Genomic DNA, 14236 nt, shown 5'->3' with positions numbered 1-14236 from the left:
GTCACATGTGCCGCTTCAAACAAGAAAACCAATCGCAACAGTGGCCACACCCATGCTCGACTTTACTGGTTTGGGTATTTTGCAAGAAGCTCAATAGATATTTCTTTGTTTTGTAATTTTATTTTGTTATATTTAATTTAATAAAAAATAAATCTTAGATTGCTTTATCGGCACCACAAGTCGATATAAAAAGCGAACTGAGTCTGGGGATACATCGTTAAATTCCCCCCCCTACTTTTTCTGATTAGGGTGTTTGTAAGATATTCGTCACATCGTCTAGTTTTAAGATCTTCAGTACCTCTCAAAGCATCTGAGATCATCTCATTTTGTATGATCTTTATGATTGATAGATGAGAACGAGATGGCAGCGGTTTCATTCAGACTATCACCAGCCTTACTGTTGTAAAAACTATTCTGCAAGTTCTATGAGCCGCAAAATAGAGTTTGAACAGAAATACTTTAATCATCGCAGGGGACAAAAATGAATTTCAAAAATCTAAAAATTGGTCAAAGACTAGCCATCAGCTTTGGAGCCGTCATTGTATTGATGCTGGTATTAGCGGCGCTTTCCTATACACGTGTAAACGCTTTGGTCGCAGATATTGATTTGGTCAACAATGATCGTTATCCAAAGACGGTGTTAGTCCATACAGTTAAAGACGAGCTAAATGAAACCGCTCGCAATATGCGCAATATTTTGCTAATGACTGACGCTGAGCCAATAAAAAAAGAATATGCCAATATCGATGAGAGTAGTGCCATTATTGGTGACGCGATTTCCAAATTAGAAAAACTAATTACATCAGAAAAAGGACGAGAAAATCTCAAAGTTGTATTAGAAGTGAGGACTAAATTTATCTCATCAAGAGCAGCGTTTCTTGTCTTGGCAAAAGACGGTAAAAAAGAAGAGGCAACTGCATTCTTATATAGCGATGTTCGTCCTATTCAGAGGGCTTATTTCGACGCACTCGATAAAGTCTTGGTGTTTCAAAACCAATTGATGGAGACTTCTGGTAAAGAGACAGAAGTAAGTGCGTCTGAGACGCGGCTGCTTATTTTAGCCTTGTCAATTATCGCTGCGATTGTTAGTGTTTTATTGGGCGCGTTCGTGACGCGCAGTATTACCCGACCTTTAAATGATGCTGTCGTGGTTGCCCGCAAAGTCGCGGACGGCGATTTAACCAGCACCATTGTGGTTGATTCTAAAGATGAGACAGGTCAGTTGCTGCAAGCCTTACAAGACATGAACTTTAGTTTGCAAAAAATCGTCGGTCACGTGCGCTCTGGTACCGACACTATTGCGACTGCTTCTAGCCAGATTGCTAGCGGCAATCTGGATTTATCCTCACGTACTGAACAACAGGCAAGTTCACTGGAAGAAACAGCTTCTTCTATGGAGGAGTTAACTTCTACCGTCAAACAAAATGGCGATAATGCTCGTCAGGCAAATCAGCTTGCGGTTTCTGCTTCTGGCGTTGCGGTGAAGGGCGGACAGGTTGTTTCTCAGGTAGTAGAAACCATGGGCTCGATTAATGAGTCGTCCAAAAAAATCGTCGACATTATTAGCGTGATTGACAGTATTGCTTTCCAAACCAATATCTTGGCCCTGAACGCCGCGGTAGAGGCCGCACGCGCTGGCGAACAAGGACGTGGTTTTGCTGTCGTCGCGGCAGAGGTACGCAACCTTGCACAACGTTCTGCCAGCGCCGCCAAAGAGATTAAAACCTTGATTGGTGATTCAGTGGAGAAGGTAGAAATCGGTAGTAAGTTAGTGGCGCAAGCTGGCGATACGATGGAAGAAATCGTTGCCAGCGTCAAGCGTGTTACTGACATCATGGGCGAAATTACCTCAGCGGGACAAGAGCAAGAGACCGGTATTGAGCAAATCAATCAGGCGATTTCTGAGATGGATACAGTGACACAACAAAATGCCGCCTTGGTGGAAGAAGCGGCAGCGGCGGCTGCATCGCTGCAAGAGCAGGCAGCCGGATTAGCGCAAATAGTCAGTATATTTAAGCTTGATGGATTACAAGTGATCGTACCAACGATCACGCTACAAAGACGTCAGCTAACCAGATAACTTGATATTGAAGCGTAGTGAATGTTAGCGGAGAGAAGCGGTAACTTTGCCAGAATCAACTCTGGCAAAGTCTTTAATAGAATTTGATGAACTTAAAGAACTTGATATTACTTAGGCAGCGATCCCTCTACGCCTTCGACCAGCCAATTGATACCTAGCAGTTCTCCCATCGGCAATTCAGCATTAGCAGCCACTTTGACTTTGCCGGTATTGTCTTTTAACGGACCGCCAAATGGCAGCAACTTTCCATCGACAATCGCCTGTTTTTTCTCGTTGAATAGCTTGGCAACGTCTGCTGGTACTGAGGCATTTAAGGGCGAAAGAACGACGAGATTTTCTTTGATGCCCCAAAAAGTTTGTTCAGGTTTCCAGGTGCCGGCCAACTCACGTTTGACTTCCTGGCTGTAATACACACCCCAATTTTCCGTGTTCGCAGACAGTTGGGCTTTAGGGCCATATTTCGCCATATCGGTGTCCCAGCCAAAAGCATGCACGCCTTTTTCTTCCGCTACTTGCACCACTGCTGGTGAGTCCGTATTTTGTGCCAGCATATCGGCGCCCTGTGCCACCAGAGTCTCGGCTGCCTGACGTTCTTTGCCCGGATCGTACCAGGTGTTGACCCAGACAACTTTGGTTTTTATTTTAGGATTGACGCTTTTTGCACCCAAGGTAAAGGCGTCGATATTGCGTACGACTTCTGGTACTGGGAAGGAGCCGACAAAGCCTAAAGTATTCGACTTGGTCATCTTGCCCGCGATAATGCCGAGCAGGTAGGCACCTTCGTAAAAGCGGGTTTGATAAGTGCCTAAGTTAGCTGTCGTTTTATAGCCTGTGGCATGGACAAAGTGGACTTTAGGAAATAATTTTGCGACTTTCACCGTCGGATCCATGTAGCCGAATGAGGTCGTGAAAATCAGCTTGTTGCCGTCGACAGCTAACTGGCGGATGATGCGTTCTGCATCAGCAGTTTCTGGCACGTTTTCAACAAACGTCGTTTTGATTTTTGCGCCAAATTCTTTTTCAATAGCCAGACGACCCTGGTCATGCTGGAATGTCCAGCCGCCGTCACCGACAGGTCCCAGATATACAAAAGCGACCTTGAGCGGTTCTGCAGCAAAGGCTGAAGCTCCTGTCATTAAGCTGCTTGCCATGGCGATGGCGGTTACTACGGTACGGATACGGTACATTGATAACTCCTTGTCTTGAATAAATCCCTGATAGCGACGGGGACGACTGGTAAGTACAGACAAACACAATAAGATAAAACGTGTAATAAATACGACTAAAAAAAAATCAAGCGTGAAGTCTCAAACTTCTTGCGGGATGAAGCTCGCGCAACTAGTTTGAAACTGTCGCTCTCTCAACTTTGTCCGTTTAAAAATGATATTCAACTCTTGCCATCGGTGTTTTTGCCAATGAGCCGGGGACTTGCGATGGATTGCCGAACTTGTTGCGCCAGTATTGATATTCAAAACCAGCTCGTAACGTATTTTTGCCGATTCCAAGCGCAGTGCCAACGTCATACATGATCATCGCATCAATATTCGTCTCTGGGGAGGTTGGGCCACCATATTCATTTTTTCCTTTGGAGGCGATGTAATTCATATAGCCTTCAAATGCGAATCCGCTTGTGCTGATAGGAATACCCCATGCGGCACTTAGCATAGGATGGAGATCATAGGTGTAGCGGCTAGTGACACCAATAGGAAAGTTGCTTTCTTGCAGTAACAACAGACTGACGTCTAAAAATCCAGGCACATCCACCATCAGTGTCGGGCCGACAACGAGCATGCGCTTTTTGGAGGCATATCCAGTGTCATTCTTCGTGTTCCAATCAAAGCCTGCGGTAATGCCAACACCGCGCACCGGACCGAAGGCTAGACTCTTACCAGTCACTTTGCCCAGATCTAAAGTGTTCCGGTAGACCACATAGGCTTCTTGCGCATTGCTGTCTTTGCTATCAGACTGCAACAGATCGATATTGAAATAATTCGAGCCATATTTGTACCCACTGACATGAGTCAGATTGAATATATTTTTTGAAATGTCTTCTGGGTTGTATGGCTCTGCAAATTTGGAGCCGTAACGATAGCCGATTGAGGTGTCGCTCCAGTCGGCCGCATTGGCCTGACTGACTGCGGCGCTTGCTAGCAGCAATGTGATTGCAGAAGCGAGTGTCTTGCTGATTGAGGATTTTAAGGGTGTTGCCAACATAATGCTCTCCATAAGGATTTACGATTAAATTTGAATCTGTTTCCGCCTAATTGTTTTTTGAAACTGGGATGGAACTGGACTGCAGGTAAGAATCGAAAAATCTTTCACTATTCGGTGTTTTATGGACAGTTATAGTTTTAGTTGTCAACAATAATGGATTTGTATGTTGACGATTTTCAATCTCTTTGTCAGCAAAAAATGTGCCACTCTCCTTTTGATTTTTCTCACCAATGAGGAACAGATTTACATCGTTTCATTGAATCGAGCGCATTAAATTAGGCCTTAAACGACGATAAATGTGCATTATTAGTGCGTTTTTAATGAAAAATCGGAAGATTAGCAACAGATTGTCTGATCAATACTATTGTTATGCGCGACTTAACTCATATGATTGATAGGCATGTTATTTTCATCATTGATGGGATGATGAAAGGAAAATATACCAGCTTTAACCACATTCTAAGTAGAAATTGTTATCAATAAAGTGAAATATTGTCGACAATTTGTATCATCTGATTGTATGCTCAGCATGTCGATACAAAGAACTTCTCAATATGGAATGACTGAGCTTGGCATGACAATTGCGACAGTTGATTTTGCTATTTACTTCCTCTTTAACGGGACGCTATGGATCACTTGCCAGCTTCACCTGAGTTACCTGCGACGGCTCTGCCAATTCAGCCAGATCAGACGATATCGTCATCGACACAGTCGCCTCGTCTGGTGTTAACTGGAATCACCAAACGCTATCCTACCGTCGTTGCCAACGACGATATAGCGCTGACGGTGCAGCCTGGTGAGATTCACGCCTTACTTGGCGAAAACGGCGCCGGTAAAAGTACCCTAATGAAAATCGTCTATGGCGTAACCCAACCCGACGATGGCACGATTTTGTGGGAGGGGCGTTATGTGGATATTTCCAACCCCGCGCAAGCGCGACGTATGGGGATTGGTATGGTGTTCCAGCACTTTTCTTTATTTGAGACACTCACGGTTGCTGAGAATATCGCGCTTGCTATGGATGTGCCAACGGCGCCAGCATCATTAGCTGCCCGGATTACCGAAGTCTCTGACAGATACGGATTACCGATAGACCCTCACCGGCTAGTGCATAGCATGTCGGTAGGCGAACGCCAGAGGGTAGAAATCATTCGTTGTTTGTTATTGGAACCCAAGTTATTAATCATGGATGAGCCAACATCCGTGCTGACTCCTCAAGCGGTATTGATTTTATTTGACACCTTGCGACAGCTGGCCAAAGAAGGTTGCAGTATTTTGTATATCAGCCACAAGTTGGATGAAATCCGCGCTCTGTGTGATACCGCAACGGTGTTACGCGGCGGTCGTGTTACGGGTACCGCCGTACCTAAACAAGAAACCAACGATAGTCTGGCACGCATGATGATCGGTGGCGAGCTGGCCGAATGTCATTTAAGTCCGCAAGAAACAGGGGAGGTGCGCTTAGCGCTGAATCGGCTTTCATTGACCACGATTGATCCTTTTGGTACGGCACTGGAAGCGATCAGCTTGTCTGTAAAAAGCGGAGAAATACTTGGCATAGCAGGTATCTCTGGTAATGGCCAAAAAGAATTACTAGCCGCCTTGTCGGGAGAAGTTCTCAGCCCGCAAAGCAAGATGATCAACATGATTGGACAAGATGCCGGACAATTGAATTCGGCACAAAGGCGACGTCTGGGCCTGACCTTTGTGCCTGAGGAGCGCTTGGGACATGGCGCGGTACCTGCCATGAGTCTGTTGCAAAATGCCTTATTAACTGGCGCCCGGCATGGCATGGTGAAGAACGGATTTTTACGTCATTCCGCTATTCGTCAGTTCACGCAAGAAGTGATTGCTCGTTTCAAAGTCAAATGTGGTGGCGACAGCGCGGTTGCTTCTAGTCTATCCGGCGGCAACCTGCAAAAATTTATTGTCGGACGCGAGACGATGCTCAATCCCAAATTGATGATAATCGCGCAGCCGACCTGGGGCGTGGATGTAGGCGCAGCACAAATGATACGGCAGGCATTGATGGATCTACGCCAGCAGGGCGTGGCGTTGCTAGTGATCTCGGAAGAGCTGGAGGAATTGTTTACGATCAGCGATCGTATTTGTGTCTTGGCCGAAGGGCGCTTATCACCGGCATTGCCTTTAGCCGACACTAGTATTGAACAAATCGGCAACTGGATGAGTGGCAAATTTGATGCGACTATCAATAGCGCAGGCGAACCGCCTGAGCCGTCAAATCAGGCATCCGTAGTGGACCTAGCAAACACTCAACAGGAGAGTTATTTTGCCTAATATGTTTAAGTTGGAGCGTCGTCCTGTACCATCTTCCATGATGAAGATCGCATCACCGCTGATCGCCGCCTTTGCGATGTTATTGACAGGCATCGTGATTTTTACCGCATTGGGAAAGCCACCGCAACAAGCGTTTTATGTCTTCTTCATTAAGCCGGTCGAGAACATATATGGCGTTGGTGAATTATTGCTGAAGGCATCACCTTTATTGTTGTGTGCACTTGGTCTGGCAATAGGATTCCGCGCGAATGTCTGGAATATCGGGGCAGAAGGTCAGTTGACGATGGGCGCGATTGCCAGTGGCGGTGTCGCGCTCTGGTTAGGAGACACCAGCGTCGCATGGGGTTTGCCATTGATGCTAATGGCGGGCGCACTCGGTGGTATGGCGTGGGCTGCGATACCGGCATTTTTACGGAACCGCTTTAATACCAGCGAAATTCTGGTGACGCTGATGTTGGTCTACATTGCTCAGTTATTTTTGTCGTTTCTGGTTCATGGTCCATGGCGTGATCCTCAGGGTTTTAATTTTCCACAATCGAAAACCTTTGCTGACGCTTACTTAATTCCTTTATTGGTCGAAGGTACCCGTACCAATTGGAGTTTTGTGTTGGGACTATTACTGGCGATCGCCTCCTGGATTTTTTCTAGTCAGACTTATGCGGGGTATCGTATGCAGGTAGCTGGACTAGCACCTGCCGCGGCCACCTATGCCGGATTTTCGATTAAGCGTAATGTTTGGGTTGCACTAATGATCAGTGGTGCGACTGCTGGTCTGGCGGGCATGTGTGAAGTGGCCGGCCCGATTGGACAGCTACAGGCACAGATATCACCGGGATATGGTTTCGCCGCAATTATCGTGGCCTGGATAGGCCGCTTACATCCGATTGGCATTGTGTTTGGTTCCTTGCTGATGTCGCTGCTTTACCTGGGCGGTGAGTCGGCACAAATGCAGATGGCGTTGCCTTCGGCGATTACTGGCTTGTTTCAGGGTTTGTTACTGTTCTATTTGTTGGCAGCCGATCTGTTTATTACCTTCAGATTGAAAAGAGTTCATACACCGCATGCACCCAACCTCAGTATGCCGGTTAATCCATCCGCTGCTAGTAAGGGGGCAGTATGAATTTTGATATTCCATTACTCGCTATTTTTGCCAGTACAGTAACCGCGGCAACCCCTTTGATTTATGCAGCATTAGGTGAAACCGTAGTCGAGAAGGCAGGCGTTCTCAATTTGGGAATTGAGGGCATGATGCTGGTCGGTGCGGTAGCAGGATTCGCCGCGACCTTGGCGACGGCCAGTCCGGTGATTGGTTTTATCGCAGCCGCTTGTGCGGGTATTTTGATGTCGCTGGTATTTGCCGTATTGACCTTGAGTTTGCAGGCAAATCAGGTTGCTACCGGATTGGCGCTTACCTTATTTGGCATAGGATTATCTGCATTTGTCGGGCATGATTTTGCCGGTACACCGATCGCTGGTTTAAAGAAACTACCCATCCCTTTCTTATCCGACATACCGGTGCTTGGGAAACTATTATTTAGCTATGACGCCATGGTCTATGGATCAATTTTGCTATTTATTGCAGTTCAATGGTTCCTGGTTAAAAGTTATGCCGGTTTGAAAATAAGAGCTATCGGTGAGTCACCGACGGTGGCGCATGAAGTTGGTCATCCTGTGATCTGGATACGCTATTGTGCCGTGATGTTTGGTGGTGCGACGGCGGGCATTGCCGGAGCTTATTTGTCTCTGGTGCAGACACCAATGTGGGTAGAGGGTATGACCGCAGGTAAGGGGTGGATTGCTTTGGCATTAGTCGTTTTTGGAACTTGGAAGCCGCTGCGTGTTGTGCTTGGCGCATATCTGTTCGGTGGTGTGACTGTGATGCAGTTGTTCGCACAAGGTTTTGGATTAGGAATACCGTCAGAATTTTTATCGATGTTGCCGTATGTCGCAACGATCGTCGTACTAGTGATTATTTGCCGTGATCCAAAAACAATTTTATTGAATCAGCCTCTGTCATTGGGAAAAAGCTTTCATCCGGGATCGTGATGGACTTAAGCTTCAACTTGGACTCGGCTGGACTAATGCGAATTAATGTCTGTCGATTGTTCAGATCATCATTATGACTAAAACACTACTGATAAAAAATGCCCGCGTTCTCGTCACAATGGATGCAGAGCGCAGAGAAATCGCTGATGGAGCAGTATTCATCCGTGATCATGTAATTGAGCAGGTCGGTCATACCGTAGACTTGCCAGATACGGCGGATGAAGTGATTGACGCCAGCCATCATGTGGTAATTCCTGGCCTGATCAATACCCATCATCATATGTACCAAAGCCTGACCCGCGTGATTCCAGCAGCGCAAAATGGCGAGCTGTTTAACTGGCTGACCAATCTTTATCCGATCTGGGCTAACTTAACGCCAGAGATGGTAAAAGTCTCAACTTTGACGGCGATGGCCGAGCTGATCTTATCCGGCTGCACTACTAGCAGCGATCACTTATACATCTATCCAAATGGATGCAAGTTAGACGACAGCATTGAATCTGCACAGAAGATCGGTATGCGTTTTCATGCAGCGCGTGGCTCGATGAGCGTTGGACAGTCTAAAGGTGGCTTGCCGCCAGATCGCGTCGTAGAAACAGAATCTGCGATACTGAAAGACTCGCAGCGTTTAATCGAGACTTACCATGACAAAGAGCGCTTTGCGATGCAACGCATTGTGGTTGCACCTTGTTCGCCATTCTCGGTATCGAGAGAACTGATGAAACAGTCCGCCTTGATGGCCCGCAACTATGGAGTGTCGTTACATACGCATCTGGCGGAAAATATCAACGATATTGCATATAGCCTCGAAAAATTTAATATGACGCCAGCAGAATATGCAGAGGATTGCGGCTGGGTTGGTCATGATGTCTGGCATGCGCATTGCGTGCAGCTAGATGATGACGGCATTGCGATGTTTGCACGCACCGGCACCGGTGTTGCACATTGCCCTTGTTCCAATATGCGGCTTGGTTCTGGCATCACACCAGTCCGCAAAATGATCGATGCCGGTATGTCCGTCGGTTTGGGTGTCGACGGTTGCGCTTCGAACGATTCTGGACATATGCTGGGTGAAGTTCGCCAAGCGATGTTGTTGCAGCGTGTCGGATTTGGTCCCGATGCGATGACGGCTCGTCAGGCATTAGAAATTGCCACACTCGGCGGTGCCAAAGTCCTGAACCGGGACGATATCGGCGCACTAAAACCCGGTATGGCTGCCGACATAGCACTTTTCAATCTCGATCAAATTAACTTTGCCGGTGCATGGCATGATCCAGTTGCTGCATTGGTTTTTTGCACGCCATCAAATACCGATTACAGCATCATCAACGGTCATGTAGTAGTGAGAGAAGGTAATTTGACATCGATCGATTTACCAGTTGTGATGGCGCGCCATAACCGTCTTGCAATGGATTTGGCAGAAGTGGCGCGTTGACACCCTAAGTGCGTATTTTGTACAGGAGTTTCTGCGTACCCAGATTTCAACTAATATGAGTATTGCCGAATTTTTAAAGGCTAGCTGACGGCACAAATGAGAATACTTGGAATTACTTGAGTGCTTAACTTACCCGAAAATCCATGTAGTTAGTGATCTTCTCCTTGGGACATTGAATGGTACGAGTTGGTATCGTCTCTCTGACAAATTAGTTGTAACAATTTTCGTATTAAAAAATGTACTTTATTATCGTTGTAATGCCATTGCCATATGAAAAAAACAAATAAAATTTATCAACATTGGACGCTTGGTTTTTTGTTGAGTTTATCTGCTTCCTTCGCCCATTCGGGTATGACCTATACCTGCGATAACTCGTTGGATATGGATAAAGAGGCTGATCGGCAAAAGTCTGACGGCACGGTGAGCTGCGTGCGTGATTGGGGTAACGAAAAGCAAAAGGAACGTTTTGTTTTTTCTAAGGGTCACAAGCTGGAAGAAGAAATTGACGGCCCACGACAGCATGTGCTGCGTCACTTTGCTCAAGTGAATGGATACGATACCAAGTCTGGTGAACAAATCACCTATTTTCCGGGCACTTCAAAAATTCGCATCAAAGAAAATGTAAAAAGTAACCAGAACTCCGGAATGAAGGAGGAGTACAGTGCGGATGGCTCCATCTTTCAGCGTACCTTGTACGGCGATGGGACTACCGGAAAGCTTGGATATGAGGTTTCTTCCATTGGCTATTTGCCCGGTGGACAAATTCGTTTTGCTCGTTGCTCGGACAAAAAAGAAACATCGATTGATGCAAAGTTGTGTGGCTTCAATGGCCCTAGCGATATCGTCTACTACGATATTCATGGGCAAGTTTACAAAAAAGTCCGGTTGGTGCAAGGTAAGGAAACCAACATCGAAGAAGCTGTTAAAGCCACCAGCGAATGGGATTCGGTATTGAAAGTTGGCTCTATAACAGTACCCAAGGCGGCGAAACGCCAAAAACAGATCAACAGCGATGGTTCTGCAACGATCACCGACCTGTATGCCGATGGAAAAATCAAACGCGTGATGCACGTCGATTCAAAAGGGGCGCTGGTTGGCACAGACGAAGAGTGGTTTAACTCAGGCGGTAAAGCGCGCAGCACAGCCTATGGCGTTGGTGGCAGTTCTGGAAAAGATTTGATCGTTCAGCAAAGTTCTTGCTGGTGGGAAAATGGTAGTCCGCGCGCAGTCATTCAGAAAAAAAACGATATCTACAGTATGCAATATTACTGGGACAATGAAAAATTGCAATTTACCGGTAATGTCAGCTTGCAAAATGACGAAATGGTCTGGGGCAGCAATAACGTCGAATCTTTAATGTCTTGTGAACCTAGTGACTACGGATTTAAGCGTGAAGGGCCGCAAAAATTCTACAGCCGAAACGGCGGTATCGAAGCCGAAGCCTTCTTTGCCAAGGGCTTGCGACAAGGACATGAAAAAGTTTATGAACCTAAAGGTATGCCTGGCAAAGAAGTGTTATCCATCGAACGTGATTACGAAGATGATCATGTTACACACGCGAAGTATTACAAAGAAGGAAAGCTGGATAAAGAAGAGCGCTACTTTTCAGATGGCAGCGTGAAAGAAATCCGGAAATAGCGTTCTGTGATGCACGTCCTGGCAGATGTACAAGACTCGAACAACATCACCGATCTCAACTTCTTTACCCTGGCAATCGACCATGCTTGCTCCAACCTCATGAGTTTAGTATCCCGACATAGGTGCGATTACGCGATGCCAATCGCACCTATCATGAGGTCTTAGCAAGTGGATCAGAAGGAAATTCTAGCACCCACCGATGCCGTATAGCGAGGTGCCAGTTGTACGCCACGAACATCCTGGTATAAGGGCAATTGCACAAAACCATAAACCGATAAACGTTCGTTGACTGGAATCACTGCGCCAGGACTCAGATAGACCAGAGTGCCACCAGTGCTGGTTGTGTCAGCATTGGCACCGGTATCATGTGCCACATGTCTAGCGTTAATTTGCAATAGCGGAGTGATGCTCTCAAATCCTTTGTAGCGCAATCCTGCATTCAGATTTAAACCATTACCCGGTTTGTAATCGTCGCTAGAATTGATCGCGGCCTGATACAGTCCTTGTGCAAAATAGTCCCAATTGTTATTCAAACTACCGAAATAGTAAGCGCCGACAATTACATCGGTAGTTCCGGTGCCCGGTTGCAAGCCACGATCAATCATTGCTATCCCAGGTGCCGTTGCATCCGTTGATGTACCGGTTTGGGTATGGCTACCAGTAGGCAGTTTGATGCCATATAGCAGACCGAAATTATGTTCTTCTGAAAACCCCTGATAGCGTGCCACTACTTTGATATCGCCAATGTTGGAGGTGCTGGAATCATATTGACCACCGCCATCGCCTGCTACTGCACCGTCGGATGCAGTCCCGAGTGTGCTGTGGGTTCTGTTGATATAAGGTACTTGCAGATTGACGCCCCAGTTCGGACTATTGCTGTAGTCCAGTCCAAATGTCAGGTAATTATTCTTGGTGAATTTTTCTACCTCTTGCGGGTCACCATTGTTGGTTACCTGGCTCGCTGCTGCGGGGTTGATTTTACTTGCACCACTACGTAGCTGATCTTGATTCAGGTAGTCGTAGCGGATGTCCAACTTAAAGCCAGTGCCACTGGACATCCCCATATTTTCCCAATCAGAACTTAGCGTGCAGCCACAACTTGCGCAGGCATTTGCCAGCATAGGGAATAACATCGCCACACCACCAGCGATGAGTGAAACAGTTTTTAATGTTGAAAGACGAGACATGATGAATCCTTTAAATGCTGAAATATTTTTGATTGATTTGGAGTGCGTCTGAACGAATAGTCGTCCGCAATCGCGAGAGCCAAGCTCACTGCAAAGCGGACCTTGAATAGAAAATCGACTACGAATCACCTTTGCCGCATTTACCTTGTATTTAATTTGTACTTACTTAGATCAAGTGCAGCAGGCGATTAAATATCATCAGGAAGTGAAGGGCGGCGCGCGCGGATTAACGGCTGACCAGGAGAAGAGTGGGGAAGGTGAGTGATAAAACAGCGCGGGGAAATGATCGTGTCCGCCAATGACGAATGGTGCAACGGGAGGCGTGGAAGGCAAGGCAAACGACCCTGCATGTGTCATGCAGAAAGGGCAGTGTTCCAACAACTGAGGTGGGGCAGGTTTCGAGGATTTGATCTGTACTGAGGCGCCATTTTTTGCACTATCAATGCTGACAAATTGTGTACCAGATACAGTACATATTTCAAAAAGATCCGATGCGCCGTTTCGCGCAGATAGCGCATGGGAAATCGAAGGGGCAAGCGCATTCAGCAAGATCGCAAACAATGCAATCCAGAGCGGCAGCCTACTTCGTTTAATCCATTGATTCATGTTACTGATTATACCGGAGGCAGACTCGCTGATCAGCTTAGCCTGCTCTTATCGTAGTCGTAATTCACAATGCGCTGATAAATATCTTCTCGCTCTTCTTGTGATGCCAGCAACAAACGTTCAACGGCTTTGCTCGGGACTTTAAAATAATTACGACGGTTTTTACGCATATCTTGCACGCGCCAACCTTTGAGTGTCAGCCAATCCCATTGCTCACCATCGATAGTCATGCGCAATTGGATTTTAAGTTTATCCCAAACGATGGTGCTGCCAAACTGCGGCATTCCACTGGGCGGCGGTATCACCCGTTCTTTACGTATTTTCAGTAAAGAGCGGATCTCGTTTTTGATGATGGTTAGTGCCATGGTTTTGTGTAGATGCATCAGCGTTGCAATGGTGATGATGCCTTCAACAGCGCCGTATGTTGACTAAAAGGAAAATAGTAACAGTTGCTCAATCTACTTACAATTTAGAATTGAAAATTTATCTAGCAAATTTAACCAGCGATGAAAAAAACCCACACAAAATCGGAATGTAGACTGGCAGATGGACTGTTACCAGCTAAATCCGCTTGCTCTTATTCAACGGTAATCAAGGCATAATTCAATATACTCCCCTAAAAATTATTTAAAAATACCGGCGGATTCAAGTACGAAGAGCAACATTGAATAAAAAGTCAAAGGGTCAGATGCGATAGCATTCTGCCTTTTGACCAGCCAGTCGAAAGTTGCC

Annotated in this window: 11 protein-coding genes; 6 read left to right on the top strand and 5 right to left on the bottom strand. The window is 46.4% G+C overall.

From position 1 onward, the window contains the following. Window positions 1-481 precede the first annotated feature (481 nt). Window positions 482-2080, top strand: a complete 1599-nt coding sequence (locus AAKU64_RS20955; protein WP_354328879.1) for a methyl-accepting chemotaxis protein — start codon at window positions 482-484, stop codon at window positions 2078-2080. Between the two features lie 107 nt (window positions 2081-2187). Here AAKU64_RS20955 and AAKU64_RS20950 read toward each other — a convergent pair whose 3' ends face one another. Together AAKU64_RS20950 and AAKU64_RS20945 are read right to left on the bottom strand one after the other, a co-directional pair. Further along, the gene (locus tag AAKU64_RS20950) at window positions 2188-3267 is read right to left on the bottom strand and encodes a BMP family ABC transporter substrate-binding protein (RefSeq protein ID WP_503012724.1); all 1080 of its coding nucleotides are present in this window, start codon (window positions 3265-3267) and stop codon (window positions 2188-2190) included. A 187-nt stretch (window positions 3268-3454) separates the two neighbouring features. Next, entirely contained in the window at window positions 3455-4294 is an 840-nt protein-coding gene (locus tag AAKU64_RS20945; protein ID WP_354362921.1) for an outer envelope protein, read from the bottom strand. A gap of 627 nt (window positions 4295-4921) precedes the next feature. Between AAKU64_RS20945 and AAKU64_RS20940 the strand changes: the two genes are divergently transcribed. The 5 genes from AAKU64_RS20940 (at window position 4922) to AAKU64_RS20920 (ending at window position 11711) form a co-directional block, all read left to right on the top strand. Beyond that, window positions 4922-6592: an ABC transporter ATP-binding protein gene (locus AAKU64_RS20940; protein WP_354362919.1), complete on the top strand. Its 1671-nt coding sequence runs from the start codon at window positions 4922-4924 to the stop codon at window positions 6590-6592. Between the two features lies 1 nt (window position 6593). Beyond that, complete coding sequence (locus AAKU64_RS20935; protein ID WP_354362922.1) at window positions 6594-7712, top strand: ABC transporter permease; 1119 nt, start codon at window positions 6594-6596, stop codon at window positions 7710-7712. Next, the gene (locus AAKU64_RS20930) at window positions 7709-8638 is read left to right on the top strand and encodes an ABC transporter permease (protein ID WP_354362917.1); all 930 of its coding nucleotides are present in this window, start codon (window positions 7709-7711) and stop codon (window positions 8636-8638) included. The genes AAKU64_RS20935 and AAKU64_RS20930 overlap by 4 nt, the downstream gene beginning before the upstream one ends. Window positions 8639-8711: 73 nt before the next feature. After that, entirely contained in the window at window positions 8712-10073 is a 1362-nt protein-coding gene (locus AAKU64_RS20925; RefSeq protein ID WP_354362915.1) for an 8-oxoguanine deaminase, read from the top strand. A gap of 270 nt (window positions 10074-10343) precedes the next feature. Next, window positions 10344-11711 carry a toxin-antitoxin system YwqK family antitoxin gene (locus tag AAKU64_RS20920; RefSeq protein ID WP_354362913.1) on the top strand — a complete coding sequence of 456 codons (1368 nt, stop codon included), beginning with the start codon at window positions 10344-10346 and terminating at the stop codon, window positions 11709-11711. A gap of 173 nt (window positions 11712-11884) precedes the next feature. Here the strand turns inward: AAKU64_RS20920 and AAKU64_RS20915 are convergent, their stop codons facing one another. The 3 genes from AAKU64_RS20915 to AAKU64_RS20905 all read right to left on the bottom strand — a co-directional run bounded on the left by AAKU64_RS20915 (window position 11885) and on the right by AAKU64_RS20905 (window position 13887). Then, window positions 11885-12898 (bottom strand): TonB-dependent receptor, encoded by a 1014-nt coding sequence (locus tag AAKU64_RS20915; protein ID WP_354362912.1) that lies wholly within the window; start codon window positions 12896-12898, stop codon window positions 11885-11887. Window positions 12899-13096: 198 nt separating this feature from the next. Further along, window positions 13097-13504 (bottom strand): DUF2946 domain-containing protein, encoded by a 408-nt coding sequence (locus AAKU64_RS20910; RefSeq protein ID WP_354362911.1) that lies wholly within the window; start codon window positions 13502-13504, stop codon window positions 13097-13099. Between the two features lie 32 nt (window positions 13505-13536). Further along, a complete protein-coding gene (locus AAKU64_RS20905) occupies window positions 13537-13887 on the bottom strand; it encodes a hypothetical protein (RefSeq protein WP_354362909.1) in 351 nt (116 codons plus the stop codon). Between the last annotated feature and the right edge of the window lie 349 nt (window positions 13888-14236).

Origin of the sequence: Undibacterium sp. GrIS 1.8 (genome assembly GCF_040544445.1) — a bacterium.
Lineage (GTDB): Bacteria > Pseudomonadota > Gammaproteobacteria > Burkholderiales > Burkholderiaceae_D > Undibacterium.
The sequence above is the reverse complement of the archived record's forward strand: the minus strand, read 5'-3'. Positions and strand labels throughout refer to the sequence as shown.

Excerpts from the sequence above, each read along its gene's own strand:
- AAKU64_RS20905 (WP_354362909.1), bottom strand. The coding sequence starts at position 13,887 with ATGCATCTACACAAAACCATGGCACTAACCATCATCAAAAACGAGATC.
- AAKU64_RS20920 (WP_354362913.1), top strand. The coding sequence starts at position 10,344 with ATGAAAAAAACAAATAAAATTTATCAACATTGGACGCTTGGTTTTTTG.
- AAKU64_RS20915 (WP_354362912.1), bottom strand. The coding sequence starts at position 12,898 with ATGTCTCGTCTTTCAACATTAAAAACTGTTTCACTCATCGCTGGTGGT.
- AAKU64_RS20940 (WP_354362919.1), top strand. The coding sequence starts at position 4,922 with ATGGATCACTTGCCAGCTTCACCTGAGTTACCTGCGACGGCTCTGCCA.
- AAKU64_RS20945 (WP_354362921.1), bottom strand. The coding sequence starts at position 4,294 with ATGTTGGCAACACCCTTAAAATCCTCAATCAGCAAGACACTCGCTTCT.
- AAKU64_RS20950 (WP_503012724.1), bottom strand. The coding sequence starts at position 3,267 with ATGTACCGTATCCGTACCGTAGTAACCGCCATCGCCATGGCAAGCAGC.
- AAKU64_RS20935 (WP_354362922.1), top strand. The coding sequence starts at position 6,594 with ATGTTTAAGTTGGAGCGTCGTCCTGTACCATCTTCCATGATGAAGATC.
- AAKU64_RS20910 (WP_354362911.1), bottom strand. The coding sequence starts at position 13,504 with ATGAATCAATGGATTAAACGAAGTAGGCTGCCGCTCTGGATTGCATTG.
- AAKU64_RS20955 (WP_354328879.1), top strand. The coding sequence starts at position 482 with ATGAATTTCAAAAATCTAAAAATTGGTCAAAGACTAGCCATCAGCTTT.
- AAKU64_RS20930 (WP_354362917.1), top strand. The coding sequence starts at position 7,709 with ATGAATTTTGATATTCCATTACTCGCTATTTTTGCCAGTACAGTAACC.
- AAKU64_RS20925 (WP_354362915.1), top strand. The coding sequence starts at position 8,712 with ATGACTAAAACACTACTGATAAAAAATGCCCGCGTTCTCGTCACAATG.